Here is a 20,479-nt window from a genome sequence, read left to right as displayed (position 1 = left end):
CCAGGACCGGACAATCATCGTCAGTTTAATCTCTTAAATAATGCTTAACGTAGCTTTCATTCAATTTATCTATAGAGCTCAGATTTAACCCAGCTATCGAATTAAAAGAATAATCTTTTGTGAATGCAAGAATCGACGATCCGCCCGGGGAGAACCATTTAGCACTCTGTTTAAAAGGCCAGGGAAGTTCATAACCTTCTTCTCTCAGCAGGTGATTAAGCATGCTCCAGTCTGCTCTAAAATCTTCGCCACAAAATGGAGTATCATCCTGTACATTTTCGGCAGTGAACAATGCTATCGGCGTACAAAAATCAGCTGTCGAGGAAAAGTATATATTATAGAAACTGATGATGAGCTTCTGTACTTTTTCAGGAAAAGCTCCAGGAATGGTCAGCACACCCAGCAAGTATTTATAGTCCGGATATCTTTTTATAAAGTCAAATATCCCTTGCCATAAATAATCAAGCACCTTACTTTTTTGATAAGGTTTCTGAATAAAACCGCGGCCAATTTCCACACACTTCTCTAAACAGGAATAGGCATTATCATGGTATTTAAACAAGCTGTTGCTATAGAGGCCTGTTACACCATGTTGGGCCAGCTGCTCGCCAACGGGCATAACACGATATGCTCCCAGGATTTCCACATCAGAAGGATCCCACAAAATGATATGATAATAACTTTCATCAAAAACATCGTTATCTCGGTCGTTACCAGTTCCGGCACCAATATCGCGATAACAGCGTTCGCGTAAGCGCCCTAACTCATCAATAATGGGTGAGGTTCGGTTAGTATTACAGCGATATATCACTAGTTTTCTACCGTCTTCAAACTGCCTTAATATTTCGCACTCCTCTATTGCGCTAATTAGCTCCTCTTTACCTGGTTCTAATTCTTGCGGCGCAATCGTATCTAACAGAGCCGGGCCATTCTTCGCTATACTCTGGAGGTGCGTCAAACATACATTTGCCGCGGCAGAAAGATCTTTATTGTATTCTTTAAACGAGGATAAGGCTATTTGCTGTCCTATATTGATTTTCATGGTCTTGCCATGATGGCGGAGAGCTTCACGAATAACCATCATATTCGACAGTTGCCGCCAGAATGTTGCAGTAAGATAATAAATCTTACTGTTTGCTCCCGTAATATGAATTGGTACCAATGCTGCATTATTTCTCATAGCAAGCTGTAAAAAACCGGGGTTCCACTTATGCTCCTGTAACCCGGAAAGAGACCAGTTAGCTAGCTTACCCGCAGGACATATAATCAATACGCCTCCTTTTCGCAGGTGATCGTTCATCTCGCGGAATTTTTTATGGCTCATCTTACCGGCCATATTCTCAATTCCAATGGTAAGTTCCGATACCTGGGGGAATATAATTGGCAAAACGTGATTAGCTATTATTTTTATATCACTCCTGACTCGGGAGACCGTATGTATTAAGCTAAGTCCATCGATAACCGTCGGATGATTTGAAATAACAACCGTAGCCCCATGCTCAGGTATGTTGTTAAATTGGTGGTGTTCGCTTTCACATTTCAACTCAAGGAGTTCAACAACTGCATTAACCCACTCGACCCCATTTTTATTAACGAGTCGCTCGTTATATATTAAGCGAGAAAATACCTTATTGCCAAATGCCGTCCTGAATAGCCATTTTTTCCAAAAAGGTATGGTTGTATTTGGAAAAAATTCCCTTACGACTCTGTCAAAGATAGCGTCCATATTAAAATCCTTTTTATAGAACTCATCGTAAACGACTATACTAGCGTTCTTTCAGTCGGACAATACCGCATAAAACTTAAAAAGGCCAAAACAAAACAATTAGATATAATTAATACAACAGTATTCTCACCATAAATACAATCACCAAAGTTTTAATAAATTTATAGTAATCAATGCAAAAAAAACATACATAATGCTTAAAGGTAATACCCTATCTCATTTCTGGTGGTTATACTTCCTAAAACTCACAGAATAGCTTTTCTGGCGGTATATGCATTTGTACAAAGGCATCCGAATTCCATGCCCGTATCTAATATCAGAAAAATATTAACTATGGATTCCCATAATATATAACCCCACCTACAGCCCCTGGTGAAAATAACTTTGCGGCGATATCCCTTAAAACAATCGTCCTTGAAGTATTTCATCACTATTCCTGTTAAGTCACCGCCCGCACGGCTATAATCCTTGCATTCATTATTACGAAAACAGGAACGCCTATGATCCGCAGTATGACCGCCTATGCCCGCCGTGAAATCAAGGGTGACTGGGGTAGCGCCGCATGGGAGCTGCGCTCGGTAAACCAGCGCTATCTGGAAACGTACTTCCGCCTGCCGGAGCAGTTCCGTAGTCTGGAGCCCGTGGTACGCGAGCGCATTCGCGCCCGCCTGACTCGCGGTAAAGTCGAATGCACCTTGCGTTTTGAACAAGATCCCAGCGCTCAGGGTGAACTCATCCTCAACGAAAAGCTGGCTAAACAGCTGGTAAACGCTGCCAACTGGGTGAAAATGCAGAGCGATGAAGGGGAAATCAACCCGGTTGATATCCTGCGCTGGCCGGGCGTGATGGCCGCCAAAGAGCAGGATCTCGACGCCATCGCCGTCGACATTCTGGCCGCTCTTGACGGCGCGCTGGACGACTTCATCGTCGCCCGCGAAACGGAAGGCCAGGCCCTGAAAGCGCTTATCGAGCAGCGGCTTGAAGGCGTGAGCGGCGAAGTGGCGAAAGTTCGCGCTCATATGCCGGAAATTCTCCAGTGGCAGCGCGAGCGACTGGTCGCCAAGCTGGAAGATGCGGAAGTACAGCTGGAAAATAACCGCCTTGAGCAAGAGCTGGTGCTGATGGCGCAGCGTATCGACGTTGCCGAAGAACTGGACCGTCTCGAAGCGCACGTTAAAGAGACCTATAACATTCTGAAGAAGAAAGAAGCTGTGGGTCGCCGTCTCGACTTTATGATGCAGGAGTTCAACCGTGAATCGAACACCCTGGCGTCAAAATCGATTAACGCCGAGGTGACCAACTCCGCGATTGAGCTGAAGGTACTCATCGAGCAAATGCGCGAGCAAATCCAGAATATCGAGTAACGCTTTCTCGTTTGTTAATGTATTTCGGTATCCAGGGCCATGATAAATCATGGCCTTTTTATTTATCTCTCTCACGGGCGAATGATAAGAATCTACTTATAAAAAATAGTCGTCCAGTTTTCGGTTGTGGCAAATAAGCACAACGCGGCACAGTCAGGAAAACACTACCGCGAGAGAAAAGAATGGACTTTAATGCGCTTCACCAGCAAAACCAACCTTTGTTGCTTGCCAATGTCTGGGATGCCAGCAGCGCTCAGGCTGCTCAGCAGGCTGGTTATCAGGCGCTGGGATCCTCCAGCGCTGCTATCGCCGCAATGTTAGGGTATGAAGATGGCGAAGAGATGAGTTTTGACGAGCTGTTTTATGTCGTCTCACGCATCAAAACCGTTAGCGAACTGCCGTTAAGCGTCGATTTAGAGGCGGGCTACGGCGCGACAACCAGCCACATCATTGACAATATCCGGCGTCTGGCGCATCTCGGCGTGAGTGGAATAAATCTCGAGGATAGTCATGTGGTGGATGGTACGCGTCGTCTTGACGATGCGGAGCGCTTTGCCGTCAAACTGCAGGAAATCACCCGCGCCTGTCCCGGTCTGTTTGTTAATGTCCGCACCGATACCTTTCTTCTCAACGTACAAGATGCGCTGGTTCAGACGCTCTATCGCGGTCAACTCTACGCCAAACACGGCGCATGCGGTTTTTTTGTGCCTTGCGTCACCCGCGCGGAGGATATTATCGCCATCGTTCACCACGTGCGTTTACCCTTAAACGTAATGTGTATGCCTGAGCTGGCTGACTTCAGCACCTTATCGACACTGGGCGTAAAACGAATTTCGATGGGCAATTTTATTTATGCTGCGACGCAGGCCAGACTGAAAGACTTATTATGTCAGGTGCAAACCCAACACTCTTTCTCAGGTGTTTTTTGACCATGAAAATTACCGACAGCATGCAGTGCGATATCTGGTATCAGGCGCTGCTTGAACGCGCGGTGGAATTCACCGGCGTTTTTTTCGTCGGCGTGAAAACCACCGGCGTATTTTGTATCTCGGTCTGTCGGGCGCGAAAACCCCGGCGGGAAAACGTCGAATTTTATAATGACTTTAAATCCGCGCTGGATGCCGGCTTCCGGCCATGCAAAGTCTGTCGCCCGACGGAGAATGCCCGGACGGCCCCCGCCTTTGTTGAACAAGCGCTCCGCCTGCTGCGAGAAGCTCCAAAGGTCCGCCTCAGCGATAGCGAGCTACGTCAGCACGATATTAGCCCGGAACGCGTTCGCCGCTGGTTCCTGCAAAACCACGGGATCACCTTTCAGGCTTTTCAACGGATGCAGCGTTTGAATATGGCGCTTCAGGAATTAAAAGCAGGCCGCTCAACTACCGATGTCGCTTTCGATAGCGGTTACGAGTCCTTAAGCGGCTTCGGCTATACCTGCAAAAAATTGACCGGTTTCGCACCCAGCGCGCAACGCCAGGTTGTTTTAATTCATCGTTTTACCACCCCGTTAGGGCCAATGTTTGTTTGTGCAACGCAACGGGGAATTTGTCTGCTGGAGTTTGTCGACAGACGAGCGCTGGAGTCAGAATTCAGCGACCTGCAGCGGCGGTTCAACGCCAGCATCATCGCAGGTGAAAATGCCCACACCAGGCAGGCGCAACAGGAAATAACGGAGTATTTCGCCGGACAGCGTCAATCGTTCGAGGTGGCGCTTGATACCCCAGGCAGCGAATTCCAGCGAGCGGTCTGGCGCCGTTTACAGCACGTTAGCTTCGGTGAGACGACGCATTATCAATCGATTGCGATGGAGATAGGTAAACCAACGGCCACGCGCGCGGTGGCTGCTGCAAACGGCGCTAACCGCGTCGCGATTATCATCCCGTGCCATCGAATTATCGGCAAAGATGGTTCGATGACCGGTTACGGCGGCGGCATTGCACGAAAAATATGGCTTATTAACCATGAGGCAACCATCAGGGAAAAACGCGGCTGATTTTACTTTCAGGATCAACGGGCCCCTCCCTGACTTTCACCGCGGCTCGGTAAGCCTATTTTTTATCCAGCGCCCGGCAGGTTAAAAACGCCCCTGCCGCGCACAGCAGCGCCGGAGCCAGATAGCTGTGATCCATGTGGGTAAACTCCATCACCAGCGCCACCGCGGTCAGCGGCATCTGCATGGAGGCGGCGAGAAACGCGGCCGCCCCCACCACAGCGAAGCTGCTTTTATCACCGCCAGGGAAGCCGAGCTGCCAGAGCGCGCAGAGCAGCAGGCTGACCAATCCGCCCACCGCCAGCCCTGGGGTTAACAATCCACCCTCCGCGCCGCCGCGCAGCACCGCCAGAATCACCACCATCTTCAATACTAACAGGACAGCGACCATGGAGAGAGGCAGCCCGTCGCTGAGCGCCAGCTGCATTGGACCCTTGCCATTGCCCGGAAGCTCGGGGAAATAAAGACTCAGGATGGCAAGAAGACAAAACCCCAGCAGACAGAACACCGGCATCTGCCAGTTACTTCGCGCGCGTGAACGCGCCGCGCTGGTCGCTTTACGAAAGAGCCAGGCGCCGGTGCCAAGAATCGGGCCCGCCAGAATCGCCCACCAGAGAAAGGTGTGCGGAAGTGCGCTGGAAACAAAATGGTATTGCGATTCATCCCCTAACCTCAGGGTGGCCGTCCAGGCGGCAATCGCCGAGGTCATTATCGCCGCCAGCGTTTTTTCCCAGCTAAACGACAGCAGCATGACCTCAAGGCTGAACAACGCCCCGGCCAGCGGGACGTTATAGACCGCCGCCAGACCCGCGCCCGCCCCACAGGCAATCAGCGTGCGGGTTTCATCTTCCAGCAGGCGCAGCTTACGCGCCACCATCCCCGCCCCCAGCGCGCCCATTTCCCGGGGCGCCACCTCGCGGCCAAGCGGGGAGCCCAGCGCTACGGTGACGATCTGCAGCAGCGCGTGGATCGTCGTGGTGCCCGCGGGCATGGGTACGCAGGGGTTGGCCACCGCCGCCGCAATGGAAACCCGCCTCTGCCCATAGCGACCAAGCAGCCACCAGCCAAATCCGGCGACGGCGCCGCCGGCCACGATTGCCACGATGCGGCGTGGCCAGGACGACTCCGTGACGCCCTGTAAAAATGACACCGAACCGACGATCTGCCCATAACTGTAACCAAAAGCCAGGTGCTGAATCGCGTGTAAAATTAGTGCCAAAACCATGCCGGACAGACCGGCCAGAATCCCGGTTAATACCACGGCTATCAGGCGGATCAGATGATTTTTATTCCCGGCGGCGACGCTCATTTTCTCAGGCCTTGAAAAGGAAAAATAAAAGAATAAAGGACGAGACTTAAACATTGCGTAATCATAGTGTTTTCGATAGTGATACCCATCGCTTCACTTAGCATTACTTTTTCTAATCAATAAAAATCCCTAAAAAATCAATAAACCTTTAAATCAAGCCATCACAGATACTATTTCCATTAATTTTTCCTGGCGTAAATGATTCGCTTTAGAAAATCTCAATCGTGATCCTGCGCACAAATCGTTAACCTGCCCGCCATTACCTGGGGGGATCTATGCTGCTTCATGTTCTGTATTTAATCGGTATCACCGCGGAAGCCATGACCGGCGCACTGGCTGCCGGGCGCCGGCGGATGGATACGTTTGGCGTCATCATTATCGCCACTGCGACCGCGCTGGGCGGGGGTTCCGTTCGCGATATCCTGCTGGGGCACTATCCTCTTGGTTGGGTGAAGCATCCCGAATATGTCATCATTGTCGCCGTCGCCGCCGTCCTCACGACCATTGCCGCTCCGGTGATGCCGCACCTTCGTCGGCTGTTTCTGGTGCTGGACGCGCTGGGGCTGATCGTGTTTTCCATCATCGGCGCGCAGATCGCCCTGGACATGGGCGAAGGCCCGGTTATCGCCTCTATTGCCGCCGTGATCACCGGTGTCTTCGGCGGCGTACTGCGCGATATGTTCTGCAAACGCATTCCGCTGGTCTTCCAGAAAGAGCTGTATGCCGGGATCTCCTTTGCCGCAGCCGTACTCTATATTGCTCTGCAACATTACGTCAGCAGCCACGATGTGGTGGTGCTGGCTACACTGCTGTTCGGCTTTACCGCCCGCATGCTGGCGCTACGCTGGAAACTGGGGCTACCGGTCTTCCACTACACCCATGACGCCCACTAACCGCCTTAAAATCCCGGGATGCGCTGCCCGCTAAGCCATTGCGCCAGCGCCACCACGTCCGGATGGTGCAGGAAAGCCACCAGCTGGCGGGCTCTGATCTCCCCCACGCCCGGCAGCGTGCGCCATTGCGCTTCACTTTTTGCCGCCAGCAGATGCCAGTTCTCGCTTTCGAGCTGCGCCAGCGCCCCCTGCGGCACCGGGATCCCCATCGCCAGCACCCAGCGGATAAAAGGTCGTTTGCGAACAAGATCAAACTGATGCCAGAGGTGCTGCCCGCGGGCGGCGGAAATCCCTGGCACCGCCTGCAGCTGCTCAACGGTAAGCGCCAGCCAGGAAAAGATATGCGTCATCGGGTTTTGCTGCTGAATGACGCGCCATAAATTTTCCCCCACGCCATCGACATTCAGGGCGGACTTTGATGACAACCAGATCAGCCTGGAAAGAAACTGTTCGCTGCACTCAGGGGTGGCGAAATAGCAGGTTAGCGCATTAAATTTCGCCGGCGGCGGCGTCGGTTTATGGCGCTCGGCCGTCCGCCAGACGACGGCGTCGACCCAAGGAATACCCTGCCCTGCCAGACTGATCTGCAGCTGATCGCCAACCCCAATATCCAGCATCTGCCAGCGGGACACAGAGCCAACGTTAACCCGCTGCACGCGTTTATCATCCAGCCGCTGGGGCTCAAGCTCGGCCACCACGTTGAGTCTGCCGCTGCGGCCGATACTGAAACGGATCGCCCGTACCTGCATCACCCGCGATGCCGGAGGATATTTCCAGGCAGCCAGCCACTCGCCCTTTCCGGGCGACCAGACTCGCCCCGGCGGCTCGCGTCCTTCGCGCACAATCACACCGTCGCTGACGAAGGGCAGCGGCGAGCGATACCAGCGCTGGCGCCACTGCGCCACCTGCTCGATGCGCGACACCGGATGGGTATATTGTCCGCTGTACTTAAACCCCGCCTGCGCCAGCAGCTGCTGACGACGGCGCATATCCGACGGGCCGTCTGGCCAGGCCCAGATAAAGACGTCCAGTTGGCTGAGCGCAGCCGCCGCGTCGGCTCGCATCATCAACCCGGCGACTTTCGCCCGCGCATTCATCCCCCCGGCCTGCTGCTGGACATGGCCGTCCCGGCGTAGAAACAGTTCCCCCTGCAGTACGCTGTCGGCCAGTTCACCGGTCATCACTTTCTCCAGCGCCGGGATCTGCCGCGCTCGGGCGGTCCATGCCTCACCGCGTAGACCATCTCCGCGGCTAATGGCCTGAACCAGACGCCCCTGGCGATAAACGAGAGTCACCGCCACGCCGTCCACTTTAGGCTGTATCCACAGGTCGGATTTATTTTTCATCCAGCGGGCAACGCTGTCCTCATCCGCCAGCTTGCGCACGCCGGTATGGGCCACCGGATGACGCGCATCGCCGGTGGGCGGAGGCAGATCGTCATCCTCAGGCGTCGCGCCCGGAAAGCATTGTCGCCACTGCGCCAGGCGCAGGGTGAGCTGGTCGTAAACGTCATCGCTCACTCCGCTGGCGCCCTGCCGCCAGTAAGCCTCTTTCCAGGCGACAATTTGCTGATGAAGGCGTGATGTCTCCTGCCTTCCTCTGGCCGGGGGCCAGTCCGGACACGTCGCCAGCGCGCTGGCAGAGAACATCCCTAACGCCAGCCACCACCCTCCTTTACGCATTGCAGTCCCCTCCTCCATCACCTGGCGGAGAGTCTGCTGCAGAATGCCGCGAGCCGCGACGGAAGCTTTTTCGCCTTGCGAAGCGCCTTCCAGGATTTACGCCTCATTGCAGCAACGGCTGGCGAATTCAGGAAAACGGCAGGCAAAATGAAAGAAACAGCGGCAAAAAGTGTGACAATGACTGCGTCACGCCGCGGCGACGTGTATAATAGGCTCGTATGTAGGACCTCTTTCGATAACCACATACAAAAGACACTCATGGCTCAAGGCACGCTTTATATTGTTTCCGCCCCTAGCGGCGCGGGTAAATCCAGCCTGATTCAGGCTTTATTAAAAACCCAACCGTTGTATGACACCCAGGTATCGGTCTCCCATACCACGCGGGCGCCGCGTCCGGGTGAAGTGCACGGCGAACACTATTTCTTCGTGAATCACGACGAATTCCGCTCGATGATTGGCGAAAACGCGTTTCTGGAACATGCAGAGGTCTTTGGCAACTATTACGGCACGTCGCGTAAAGCGATCGAGCAGGTGCTGGCGACCGGCGTCGATGTCTTCCTCGATATCGACTGGCAAGGCGCGCAGCAGATCCGTAAAAGCATGCCCGGCGCGCGCAGTATTTTTATTCTGCCGCCGTCAAAAGATGAACTGGACCGTCGCCTGCGCGGCCGCGGCCAGGACAGCGAAGAGGTGATCGCGAAACGGATGGCCCAGGCCGTTGCGGAAATGAGCCATTACGCGGAATATGATTACCTGATTGTGAACGATGATTTTGACACCGCCCTGAGCGACCTGAAAAATATCATCCGCGCTGAACGTCTGCGCATGAGCCGCCAAAAGCAGCGACATGGCGCTTTAATCACCAAACTATTGGCAGACTGAACCCACATTCAGTATCATGCCCAGTCATTTCTTCACCTGTGGAGCATTTTAAGTATGGCACGCGTAACTGTTCAGGACGCTGTAGAGAAAATTGGTAACCGTTTTGACCTGGTACTGGTCGCCGCGCGTCGCGCTCGTCAGATGCAGGTTGGCGGAAAGGATCCGCTGGTACCGGAAGAAAACGATAAAACCACCGTTATCGCACTGCGCGAAATCGAAGAAGGTCTGATCAACAACCAGATCCTCGACGTACGTGAGCGCCAGGAACAGCAAGAGCAGGAAGCCGCTGAATTACAAGCCGTTACCGCGATTGCTGAAGGTCGTCGTTAATCACACAGCGGGTCGCCCTTGTATCTGTTTGAAAGCCTGAATCAGCTGATTCAAAACTACCTGCCGGAAGACCAGATTAAGCGTCTGCGGCAGGCGTATCTCGTTGCACGTGACGCTCACGAGGGTCAGACACGTTCAAGCGGTGAACCCTATATCACGCACCCGGTCGCGGTAGCCTGCATTCTGGCCGAGATGAAGCTCGACTATGAAACGCTGATGGCCGCGCTGCTGCATGATGTGATTGAAGATACCCCCGCCACCTACCAGGACATGGAACAGCTTTTTGGTAAAAGCGTCGCCGAGCTGGTAGAGGGGGTGTCGAAACTTGATAAGCTCAAGTTCCGCGATAAGAAAGAGGCGCAGGCCGAAAACTTTCGCAAAATGATCATGGCGATGGTGCAGGACATCCGCGTCATCCTCATCAAGCTTGCCGACCGCACCCACAACATGCGTACTCTGGGCTCGCTGCGCCCGGATAAACGCCGACGCATCGCCCGCGAAACCCTGGAAATTTACAGCCCGCTGGCGCACCGTTTAGGCATCCATCACATCAAAACCGAGCTCGAAGAGCTGGGCTTTGAAGCGCTGTACCCTAATCGCTACCGCGTCATTAAAGAGGTGGTCAAAGCGGCGCGCGGCAACCGTAAGGAGATGATTCAAAAGATCCTCTCCGAAATCGAAGGGCGTTTGCAGGAAGCGGGGATCCCCTGCCGCGTCAGCGGTCGCGAGAAGCATCTATACTCCATCTACTGTAAAATGGTGCTCAAAGAGCAACGTTTTCACTCGATCATGGATATCTACGCCTTCCGCGTTATCGTCCATGATGCCGATATCTGCTATCGCGTGCTCGGCCAGATGCACAGCCTCTACAAACCGCGTCCGGGTCGTTTTAAAGACTACATCGCCATTCCGAAAGCTAACGGCTATCAGTCTTTGCACACCTCGATGATCGGCCCCCACGGCGTCCCGGTCGAGGTACAAATTCGTACCGAAGACATGGACCAGATGGCGGAGATGGGGGTAGCGGCGCACTGGGCTTATAAAGAGCACGGCGGCGAAAGCAGCACCACCGCGCAAATCCGCGCTCAGCGCTGGATGCAAAGCCTGCTGGAGCTGCAGCAGAGCGCCGGTAGCTCGTTTGAATTTATCGAGAGCGTAAAATCCGATCTGTTCCCCGATGAGATTTACGTTTTCACCCCGGAAGGGCGCATTGTCGAACTGCCTGCCGGCGCCACGCCGGTGGACTTCGCCTACGCGGTGCATACCGATATCGGTCATGCCTGCGTCGGCGCGCGCGTCGACCGTCAGCCCTATCCGCTGTCGCAGCCGCTCTCCAGCGGTCAGACTGTCGAAATTATCACCGCGCCGGGCGCTCGCCCGAACGCCGCCTGGCTGAACTTTGTCGTCAGTTCGAAAGCGCGCGCCAAGATCCGTCAGCTGCTGAAAAACCTTAAGCGCGACGATTCGGTTAGCCTTGGCCGTCGTCTGCTCAATCACGCGCTGGGCGGAAGCCGCAAACTCGCCGAGATCCCGCCGGAGAATATCCAGCGCGAACTCGATCGCATGAAGCTGGCCTCGCTTGACGATCTGCTGGCGGAAATCGGTCTGGGCAACGCCATGAGCGTCGTGGTGGCAAAAAACCTGCAGCAGGGCGAAGCCGCTGCGGCGCCGGTGCCGGCTAACGCGTCGAACCACGGTCATCTGCCAATCAAAGGCGCCGATGGCGTGTTGATCACCTTCGCCAAGTGCTGTCGTCCAATTCCAGGTGACCCGATTATCGCCCACGTCAGCCCGGGTAAAGGGCTGGTTATCCACCATGAATCCTGTCGTAACATTCGCGGCTACCAGAAAGAGCCGGAGAAATTTATGGCGGTTGAGTGGGATAAAGAGACCGCTCAGGAGTTCATCACCGAAATCAAGGTGGACATGTTTAACCACCAGGGCGCGCTGGCTAACCTGACGGCGGCGATCAACACCGCGTCTTCCAATATCCAGAGCCTGAATACGGAAGAGAAAGATGGCCGCGTATACAGCGCCTTTATCCGCCTGACCGCGCGCGACCGCGTGCATCTGGCGAATATCATGCGCAAAATCCGCGTCATGCCGGACGTGATTAAAGTCACCCGTAACCGAAACTAGCTTTATGAACTCAAAGCGCTACGAGCGTATCTGCGAGATGCTCGCCAGGCGTCAGCCTGACCTGACGGTCTGCATGGAGCAGGTCCATAAGCCTCATAACGTCTCTGCGGTCATCCGGACCGCAGATGCCGTTGGCGTACACGAAGTGCATGCCGTCTGGCCGAGCAGCCGGATGCGTACCATGGCCTCCGCCGCCGCGGGCAGCAACAGCTGGGTGCAGGTTAAAACCCACCGCACTATCGCAGATGCCGTCGGCCACCTGAAAGGCCAGGGCATGCAAATTCTCGCCACTCACCTTTCCGACAAAGCCATCGATTTTCGTGAAATCGACTATACGCGTCCAACCTGCATCCTGATGGGTCAGGAAAAAACCGGCATCACCCAGGAAGCGCTGGCGCTGGCCGATCAGGACATCATTATCCCGATGATCGGCATGGTGCAGTCGCTGAACGTCTCCGTCGCCTCGGCGCTGATCCTCTACGAGGCGCAGCGCCAGCGGCAGAATGCCGGGATGTACCAACGCGCCAACAGCATGCTGCCGCCACAAGAGCAGCAGCGCCTGCTGTTCGAAGGCGGCTATCCGGTGCTGGCCCGCGTCGCCAGACAAAAAGGTCTGCCTTACCCCCACGTTAACGAGCAGGGCGAAGTGGAAGCCGATGCCGCGTGGTGGGCTACCATGCAGGCTGCGAGGTAAACCCAATGTCAGGCCACCTGTTAGATGCCGTTCCGCTCAGTTCACTCACCGGTGTGGGCGCTGCGCAGAGCAGCAAACTGGCGAAGATTGGCCTGCATACGGTACAGGATCTGCTGCTGCACCTGCCGCTGCGTTACGAAGATCGCACCCATCTTTACCCGATAGCCGAGCTGCTTCCCGGAGTTTATGCCACCGTGGAAGGTGAAGTGCTCAACAGCAATATCACCTTCGGCGGCCGGCGGATGATGACCTGCCAGATCAGCGATGGCACCGGCATCCTCACCATGCGCTTTTTCAACTTCAACGCGGCGATGAAAAACAGCCTCGCGACCGGTCGTCGGGTGCTGGCCTACGGTGAAGCCAAACGCGGGAAGTACGGCGCCGAGATGATCCACCCGGAATATCGCGTCCAGGGCGATATGAGCACCCCGGAGCTGCAGGAAACGTTAACCCCAGTCTATCCGACCACCGAAGGCATCAAGCAGGCGACCCTGCGCAAGCTCACCGATCAGGCGCTTGAGCTCCTGGAAACCTGCGCGATTAGCGAACTCCTGCCGCCGGAGCTGGCGCAGGGGATGATGAGCCTGCCGGAGGCGCTGCGTACGCTGCACCGCCCGCCTCCCTCCTTGCAACTTAGCGAGCTGGAAAGCGGCAAGCACCCGGCGCAGCAGCGTCTGATTCTGGAAGAGCTGCTGGCGCATAACCTCAGCATGCTGGCGCTGCGGGCAGGCGCCCAGCGCTATCACGCCCTGCCGCTCGGCGCCAACGATACCCTGAAAAACCAACTGCTGGCCTCCCTGCCCTTTAAGCCCACCGGCGCGCAGGCGCGGGTTACCGCCGAGATTGAACACGATATGGCGCTGGACGTGCCGATGATGCGCCTGGTGCAGGGCGACGTTGGCTCCGGTAAAACGCTGGTCGCTGCCCTGGCCGCCTTGCGCGCTATCGTCCACGGCAAACAGGTGGCGCTGATGGCGCCCACCGAACTGCTTGCCGAGCAGCATGCCAATAACTTCCGCAACTGGTTCGAACCGCTGGGTATTGAAGTCGGCTGGCTGGCGGGCAAACAGAAAGGCAAAGCCCGCCAGGCGCAGCAGGAGGCTATCGCCAGCGGCGAGGTGCAGATGATTGTCGGCACCCACGCCATCTTCCAGGAGCAGGTGCAGTTTAACGGCCTGGCGCTGGTGATTATTGACGAACAGCACCGCTTCGGCGTGCATCAGCGGCTGGCGCTGTGGGAGAAAGGTCAGCAGCAGGGATTCCACCCGCATCAGCTGATCATGACCGCCACGCCGATCCCCCGCACCCTGGCGATGACCGCCTACGCCGATCTGGACACCTCGATTATCGACGAGCTGCCGCCAGGCCGAACTCCGGTGACCACCGTCGCCATCCCCGACACCCGGCGCAGCGATATTATCGACCGCGTGCGCAACGCCTGTACCCATGAAGGTCGCCAGGCCTATTGGGTCTGTACGCTGATTGAAGAGTCCGATCTGCTGGAAGCCCAGGCGGCGGAAGCCACCTGGGAAGAGCTCAAACTGGCGCTGCCGGAACTGAATATCGGCCTCGTCCACGGGCGGATGAAACCGGCCGAGAAGCAAGCGGTGATGCAGGCCTTCAAGCAGGGCGAGATGCATCTGCTGGTGGCCACCACGGTGATTGAAGTCGGTGTTGACGTGCCTAACTCAAGCCTGATGATTATCGAAAACCCGGAACGTCTGGGTCTGGCGCAGCTGCACCAGCTCAGAGGGCGCGTCGGGCGCGGCGCGGTCGCTTCCCACTGCGTGCTACTCTATAAATCGCCGCTCTCCAAAACGGCTCAGAAACGCCTGCAGGTCCTGCGCGACAGCAACGATGGTTTCGTCATCGCCCAGAAAGACCTCGAAATCCGCGGTCCCGGCGAGCTGCTCGGCACCCGCCAGACCGGCAACGCCGAATTTAAAGTGGCGGACTTGCTGCGCGATCAGGCGATGATCCCCGACGTTCAACGCATTGCTCGCCATATTCATGAACGCTATCCGCTGCAGGCCCAGGCGCTTATCGAGCGCTGGATGCCGGAAACCGAACGCTATTCCAACGCGTAGCGCGCGCTTTTGCCGCGCTGCGGGCAATTTTTCTACACAACGAGTGGATTATGAAACGAGAACTGGCCATCGAATTTTCGCGTGTCACCGAAGCCGCCGCGCTGGCGGGCTATAAATGGCTGGGCCGCGGCGATAAGAATACCGCCGACGGCGCAGCGGTTAACGCCATGCGCATTATGCTTAACCTCGTCAATATCGACGGCACCATCGTCATCGGCGAGGGCGAAATCGATGAAGCGCCGATGCTCTATATCGGCGAAAAAGTGGGTACCGGCAAGGGCGATGCGGTAGATATCGCCGTCGATCCCATCGAAGGCACCCGCATGACGGCGATGGGCCAGGCCAACGCCCTGGCGGTGATGGCGGTCGGCGATAAGGGCTGCTTCCTCAACGCGCCGGATATGTATATGGAAAAGCTGATCGTCGGCCCGGGCGCTAAAGGCGCTATCGATCTCAATCTGCCGCTGGAAGAGAACCTGCACAATATCGCTCGCGCCCTGAACAAGCCGCTGGGCGAGCTGACCGTCACCGTGCTGGCGAAACCGCGCCACGACGCGGTCATTGCCCAGCTGCAGCAGCTGGGCGTGCGCGTGTTCGCTATTCCCGATGGCGACGTCGCGGCCTCTATTCTCACCTGCATGCCGGATAGCGAAGTCGACGTACTGTACGGCATCGGCGGCGCGCCGGAAGGGGTGGTTTCCGCCGCGGTGATCCGCGCCCTCGACGGGGATATGCAGGGGCGCCTGCTGGCTCGCCACCACGTGAAGGGCGATAACGAAGAGAACCGCCGCATCGGTGAAAATGAGCTGGCGCGCTGCAAAACCATGGGCATTGAAGCGGGCAAAGTGCTGCGTCTGGATGAAATGGCGCGCAGCGATAACGTCGTCTTCTCCGCCACCGGGATCACCAAAGGCGATCTGCTGGACGGCATCACCCGCAAGGGCAACATGGCCACCACCGAGACGCTGCTGATCCGCGGCAAGTCGCGCACTATCCGTCGTATCCAGTCGATTCATTACCTCGACCGTAAAGATCCAGACATTCAGCAGCACATCCTGTAATACCGCTTTTTCTCTCCCAGGCAACCGTCCGCAGGCGGTTGCCCTGTTCTTCGTTTATATTTGATCAATAGAGCTTTCTTGCGCCTTCGGGGTGGAAATCTGGCTCGTCTGGACCGAAGATAAGGCATCGCTTGGCAACAGGAGAAGACGATGGCGGACTGGGTTAGCGGCAAAGTGACAAAAGTGGAGTACTGGACGGACGCCTTGTTCAGTTTATACGTGCGGGCGCCTGTTCATCCGTTTACCGCCGGGCAATTTACCAAGCTCGGGCTGGAAATCGACGGCGAACGCGTGCAGCGCGCCTACTCCTACGTCAACGCCCCCGGCAATCCCGACCTCGAGTTCTATTTGGTCACCGTCCCGGAAGGCAAGCTGAGCCCGCGTCTGGCGGCGCTGAAGCCGGGCGATGAAGTCCTGGTGGTGAGTGAAGCGGCAGGTTTCTTCGTCCTCGAGGAGGTACCGGATTGCGATACCCTGTGGATGCTGGCGACCGGCACTGCGCTGGGGCCGTACCTGTCAATTTTGCAGGAAGGCAAAGACCTTGAGCGCTTTAACAACCTGGTGCTGGTCCACGCCGTCCGCTACGCCGCGGACCTGAGCTATCTGCCGCTAATGCGCGAACTGGAGCAGCGCTATGCCGGCAAACTCCGTATTCAGACGGTGGTCAGCCGCGAAACCGTGGAAGGCTCGCTGACCGGCCGGGTGCCGTTTCTGATTGAAACCGGCGCGCTGGAAGAGGCCGTCGGCCTGCCGATGACCACCGACACCAGCCATGTGATGCTGTGCGGCAACCCGCAAATGGTGCGCGATACCCAACAGCTGTTAAAAGAGACCCGGCAGATGACCAAACATCTGCGTCGCCGGCCGGGCCATATGACGGCGGAGCACTACTGGTAATCAGGCGTCCGCTTTCCAGCGCACGTCCTGGGTCTCCTTGCCGAACTTATTCTCGCCCTGGGTGCCGACAAACGCCCCCAGGTCGATCAGCATCATGACGATAATCAGCGTCGGCACAAAGCGCCCGACGCCCCACTGCCAGACCTGCGGCAACATCGACCAGTTCCCCGCCAGCAGCATCCACGCCAGAACCATCAGCAGCGCCCACAGCCCGGATTTGCCGCGATCGTGCAGCCGCTTGACCACCACCGCCGCCGTCGGCCACAGCAGGCAGACGATAATAAACGCCGCCGTCTGCAGGTTGAGCAGATTGCTGCCTGCCAGGGTAAACAGGGCGCTCATGGTCACCAGCCAGATGGCAATCCAGATCCAGAAATCGCGGCGGCCAATGCGCCCTTTAATTGAGAATAACCACTGCTGTAGGGTCATGCGTTTTTCCTTATCATCATCGTCTGCGTAGTTTACCCTGGCGTCGTGACTTTTTGACAAGCGCCGCGCTTCCCGATTTAATCGTCAGCAGGCAAAAAAAGGAACGACGGGCATGAAGAAGTGGACAATTTTGTGGTTAAGTGGGCTGATGGGCCTTGCCGTCGGCCCGCACGCGTTGTCCGCAGAGAGCGAATCGACGACCGCGGCAGCGCCCTACCTGCTCGCCGGCGCGCCGAGCTTTGACCAGTCGATCAGTCAGTTCCGCGAGAAATTCAACGCCGATAACCCAAAGCTGCCTCTGAACGAATTCCGTTCCATCGCCACCAGTCGCGATCGGGCTAACCTGACCCGCGCCGCCAGCAAAATTAACGAAAATCTCTATGCCTCCACCGCGCTGGAGCGCGGCACGCTGAAGATCAAATCCATGCAGATCACCTGGCTGCCGATCCAGGGGCCGGAGCAAAAGGCGGCCAGGACCAAAGCGCTGGAGTATATGAGCGCCATGATCCGCGCCTTCGTGCCGACTTTTAGCCAGGCGCAAAGCCAGCAAAAACTGCAGAAACTGCTGGCCGCCGGCAAGGGCAAGCGCTACTTCGCCGATACCGAAGGCGCCGTGCGCTATGTGGTGGCAGATCATGGGGAAAAGGGCCTGACCTTCGCCATTGAACCGATTAAGCTGGCGCTATCTGAAACGCTGGAAGGTAACAATAAATGACAAAAAGCAAAGCCTTTCCAGTGACGAGTCTCTATACTGTTTCACAGACCATGCTGCCCTCTGGGGCGGCTATATTCCTTAATTCGCTTAAGTAGCGTGGAGAATTAAAATGCGACATCCTTTAGTGATGGGTAACTGGAAACTGAACGGCAGCCGCCACATGGTAAACGAACTGGTTGCGAACCTGCGTACCGAGCTGGCTGGCGTAAGCGGCTGTGCAGTTGCCATCGCCCCGCCGGAAATGTATCTGGACCTGGCTAAGCGCGCGGCAGAAGGCAGCCACATTCACCTGGGCGCGCAGAACGTTGACGTGAACCTGTCCGGCGCATTCACCGGTGAAACCTCCGCCGAAATGCTGAAAGATATCGGCGCGCAGTACATCATCATCGGCCACTCCGAGCGTCGTACCTACCACAAAGAATCCGACGAGCTGATCGCGAAGAAATTCGCGGTGCTGAAAGAGCAGGGTCTGACCCCGGTTCTGTGCATCGGTGAAACCGAAGCCGAAAACGAAGCGGGCAAAACGGAAGAAGTTTGCGCACGTCAGATCGACGCCGTGCTGAAAACCCAGGGCGCTGCCGCTTTCGAAGGCGTGGTTATCGCTTACGAACCAGTATGGGCTATCGGTACCGGCAAATCAGCGACCCCGGCTCAGGCGCAGGCGGTGCACAAATTCATCCGTGACCACATTGCTAAAGCTGACGCCAAAATCGCTGAGCAAGTGATCATCCAGTACGGCGGTTCCGTTAACGCTGGCAACGCCGCAGAGCTGTTCACCCAGCCGGACATCGACGGCGCGCTGGTTGGCGGCGCCTCCCTGAAAGCTGACGCTTTCGCGGTGATCGTTAAAGCAGCAGAAGCAGCGAAAAAAGCGTAATTCGCTTTTCCCGGTGGCGACACGCGACCGGGTTGACTGACAAAACGTGGGAGCCCGGCTTAGCACAGCGCAAGCCGGGCTTTCTTTTGCCGTTACAGTTTCCCCAACAGCTGATACCAGGCGTAGTCCAGCGGCAGTAAAATCAGATAACTCACCGCCGCCAGCGCCAGACACAGTTGCATCCCCGCCCTCGCCGGGACCTTGCCTAACCCCATCGCCACCACGATCGGCGACGCCTGATAGGGCAGCAGCGGCGTGGAATAGCCCAGCACCTGAATCATAATCACGCTTAGCAGCGGAAAACCGGTGGCGTCGGCAAAGCTCTGAGCAAAAGTGGTATACAGCGCCGGCACGCCGTTGGCGGTCATAATAAAGTTCAGCGCGCTGGTTATCCCGGTCAGGGCGAGAAAGCTGGTGAAAGGATTGTCTTTATCCAGGGGCATCACCTGCAGCAGCGCATTGCCCACCGCGCCGCCAATCCCGGTTTGGGTGACGGCGATCGCTAGCCCCAGAATCCCGGCGACGTAAATGCAGGTGCGCATATTCACCCCGCTGGCAAACTCCTCGCCATTGATAAAGCCCACCCGCGGCAGCAGCGTGATCACAGCCGCCGCCAGGCCGGTCCACGCCGGGCCGACGCCGTGCCAGCTCTCGGTCACCCATAGCGAGAGGACCACCGCCAGCAGCCACGCCAGACGTTTCTCGTCGCGGCTCATCGGCGGCAGCGGCGCCAGGTCGCGCGGTGGATGCGGCTTGCCGGGAAACAGCCAGCAAATCAGCGCCACCAGCACCGCCCCTTTCAGCCAGCCAAGCACCGGCGTATGCAGCAGTAAATAGGGAACATAATTCAGATGGATACCGTACGAGCCTTCCGCCGCGCCACTCATCACCAGATTCGGCACGTTGGCGGGCAAAATCGTCGCCGACAGCTGAAAGGTGCCGAACCCCACCGCCAGCGCCAGGCCGAACCAGCCGCGGCTGCCGTCGGCAATGCCCGCGCGGCGGGCCATCGCCGCCACGATCGGCATCAGCAGCGCGATGCGCCCCATGTTGGAGGGCATCACGAACGCCAGGGCGTAGCTCAGGAGTACCACGCTGGCGACCATCCGCGGCCAGGAGTCGGTGAGCCTGGCCGACAACGCCTGCGCCGCCCGGTCCGCCAGTCCGGTTTTACGGATGGCGATGCCGAGCACAAAGCCGCTGAACACCAGCCAGAACGCCGAAGAGGCAAAGCCGCCGAAGATCACCTCCGGCGGAGCGATTTTCGCCATCATTGACGCTGCGAAGAACAGCAGCGCGGTGATAAATTCCGGCAGCAGCGACGTCGCCCAGAGCACGATGGTGACGCCGACAATCAATGAAGGAAGGAACAGCGGGTGGGTAAGCCAGAGCGACATGCCTGTCTCC

At 56.7% G+C, this 20,479-nt stretch carries 18 protein-coding genes; 13 read left to right on the top strand and 5 right to left on the bottom strand.

Features of this window, described 5'->3' with window-relative positions; translation table 11 throughout:
* Positions 1–25: 25 nt before the first annotated feature.
* The gene (locus AB1E37_RS00615) at positions 26–1,726 is read right to left on the bottom strand and encodes a lysophospholipid acyltransferase family protein (RefSeq protein WP_032447942.1); all 1,701 of its coding nucleotides are present in this window, start codon (positions 1,724–1,726) and stop codon (positions 26–28) included.
* 500 nt (positions 1,727–2,226) lie between these two features.
* On the opposite strand from AB1E37_RS00615, the gene AB1E37_RS00610 reads away from it, so the two are divergent.
* From AB1E37_RS00610 to AB1E37_RS00600, 3 genes are all read left to right on the top strand, one after another.
* Positions 2,227–3,090 carry a YicC/YloC family endoribonuclease gene (locus AB1E37_RS00610; protein ID WP_032447943.1) on the top strand — a complete coding sequence of 288 codons (864 nt, stop codon included), beginning with the start codon at positions 2,227–2,229 and terminating at the stop codon, positions 3,088–3,090.
* 182 nt (positions 3,091–3,272) lie between these two features.
* Positions 3,273–4,019 carry an isocitrate lyase/phosphoenolpyruvate mutase family protein gene (locus AB1E37_RS00605; protein WP_016946589.1) on the top strand — a complete coding sequence of 249 codons (747 nt, stop codon included), beginning with the start codon at positions 3,273–3,275 and terminating at the stop codon, positions 4,017–4,019.
* Between the two features lie 2 nt (positions 4,020–4,021).
* Positions 4,022–5,080, top strand: a complete 1,059-nt coding sequence (locus AB1E37_RS00600) for a bifunctional transcriptional activator/DNA repair enzyme AdaA (protein ID WP_004151500.1) — start codon at positions 4,022–4,024, stop codon at positions 5,078–5,080.
* A 55-nt stretch (positions 5,081–5,135) separates the two neighbouring features.
* Here the strand turns inward: AB1E37_RS00600 and AB1E37_RS00595 are convergent, their stop codons facing one another.
* On the bottom strand, positions 5,136–6,386 hold the full coding sequence (locus AB1E37_RS00595) for a chloride channel protein (RefSeq protein WP_284302588.1): 1,251 nt from the start codon (positions 6,384–6,386) through the stop codon (positions 5,136–5,138).
* A gap of 275 nt (positions 6,387–6,661) precedes the next feature.
* Between AB1E37_RS00595 and AB1E37_RS00590 the strand changes: the two genes are divergently transcribed.
* Positions 6,662–7,279 carry a trimeric intracellular cation channel family protein gene (locus AB1E37_RS00590; RefSeq protein ID WP_002922654.1) on the top strand — a complete coding sequence of 206 codons (618 nt, stop codon included), beginning with the start codon at positions 6,662–6,664 and terminating at the stop codon, positions 7,277–7,279.
* 5 nt (positions 7,280–7,284) lie between these two features.
* Here the strand turns inward: AB1E37_RS00590 and ligB are convergent, their stop codons facing one another.
* A complete protein-coding gene (gene ligB, locus AB1E37_RS00585) occupies positions 7,285–8,961 on the bottom strand; it encodes an NAD-dependent DNA ligase LigB (RefSeq protein WP_004901407.1) in 1,677 nt (558 codons plus the stop codon).
* Between the two features lie 258 nt (positions 8,962–9,219).
* Between ligB and gmk the strand changes: the two genes are divergently transcribed.
* The 7 genes from gmk (at position 9,220) to fpr (ending at position 17,051) form a co-directional block, all read left to right on the top strand.
* Entirely contained in the window at positions 9,220–9,843 is a 624-nt protein-coding gene (gene gmk / locus AB1E37_RS00580; protein ID WP_002922664.1) for a guanylate kinase, read from the top strand.
* Between the two features lie 54 nt (positions 9,844–9,897).
* Complete coding sequence (gene rpoZ, locus AB1E37_RS00575) at positions 9,898–10,173, top strand: DNA-directed RNA polymerase subunit omega (RefSeq protein WP_000135058.1); 276 nt, start codon at positions 9,898–9,900, stop codon at positions 10,171–10,173.
* An 18-nt stretch (positions 10,174–10,191) separates the two neighbouring features.
* A complete protein-coding gene (gene spoT, locus AB1E37_RS00570; protein ID WP_004150214.1) occupies positions 10,192–12,312 on the top strand; it encodes a bifunctional GTP diphosphokinase/guanosine-3',5'-bis pyrophosphate 3'-pyrophosphohydrolase in 2,121 nt (706 codons plus the stop codon).
* A gap of 4 nt (positions 12,313–12,316) precedes the next feature.
* On the top strand, positions 12,317–13,006 hold the full coding sequence (gene trmH / locus AB1E37_RS00565) for a tRNA (guanosine(18)-2'-O)-methyltransferase TrmH (RefSeq protein WP_004181538.1): 690 nt from the start codon (positions 12,317–12,319) through the stop codon (positions 13,004–13,006).
* Positions 13,007–13,011: 5 nt separating this feature from the next.
* Positions 13,012–15,093 carry an ATP-dependent DNA helicase RecG gene (gene recG / locus AB1E37_RS00560; protein ID WP_004901415.1) on the top strand — a complete coding sequence of 694 codons (2,082 nt, stop codon included), beginning with the start codon at positions 13,012–13,014 and terminating at the stop codon, positions 15,091–15,093.
* Between the two features lie 50 nt (positions 15,094–15,143).
* The gene (gene glpX / locus AB1E37_RS00555) at positions 15,144–16,154 is read left to right on the top strand and encodes a class II fructose-bisphosphatase (RefSeq protein WP_002922903.1); all 1,011 of its coding nucleotides are present in this window, start codon (positions 15,144–15,146) and stop codon (positions 16,152–16,154) included.
* Between the two features lie 150 nt (positions 16,155–16,304).
* The gene (gene fpr / locus AB1E37_RS00550) at positions 16,305–17,051 is read left to right on the top strand and encodes a ferredoxin--NADP(+) reductase (protein ID WP_004173895.1); all 747 of its coding nucleotides are present in this window, start codon (positions 16,305–16,307) and stop codon (positions 17,049–17,051) included.
* Here fpr and AB1E37_RS00545 read toward each other — a convergent pair whose 3' ends face one another.
* Positions 17,052–17,480 (bottom strand): DUF805 domain-containing protein, encoded by a 429-nt coding sequence (locus AB1E37_RS00545; protein WP_004901418.1) that lies wholly within the window; start codon positions 17,478–17,480, stop codon positions 17,052–17,054. It abuts the gene before it with no gap.
* Between the two features lie 112 nt (positions 17,481–17,592).
* Here AB1E37_RS00545 and AB1E37_RS00540 point away from each other — a divergent pair, with 112 nt between their 5' ends.
* Complete coding sequence (locus AB1E37_RS00540; protein ID WP_002922908.1) at positions 17,593–18,195, top strand: YiiQ family protein; 603 nt, start codon at positions 17,593–17,595, stop codon at positions 18,193–18,195.
* A 109-nt stretch (positions 18,196–18,304) separates the two neighbouring features.
* Positions 18,305–19,072 (top strand): triose-phosphate isomerase, encoded by a 768-nt coding sequence (tpiA, locus tag AB1E37_RS00535; protein ID WP_002922909.1) that lies wholly within the window; start codon positions 18,305–18,307, stop codon positions 19,070–19,072.
* Positions 19,073–19,164: 92 nt separating this feature from the next.
* On the opposite strand, the gene AB1E37_RS00530 is transcribed toward tpiA, so the two are convergent.
* The gene (locus AB1E37_RS00530) at positions 19,165–20,469 is read right to left on the bottom strand and encodes an SLC13 family permease (RefSeq protein ID WP_004901427.1); all 1,305 of its coding nucleotides are present in this window, start codon (positions 20,467–20,469) and stop codon (positions 19,165–19,167) included.
* Between the last annotated feature and the right edge of the window lie 10 nt (positions 20,470–20,479).

The sequence above is a fragment of the Klebsiella sp. Shm-1 genome, assembly GCF_040804525.1.
GTDB lineage: Bacteria > Pseudomonadota > Gammaproteobacteria > Enterobacterales > Enterobacteriaceae > Klebsiella > Klebsiella pneumoniae.
Note: the sequence above shows the minus strand (reverse complement) of the source record. Positions and strands in the feature narration are given on the sequence as shown.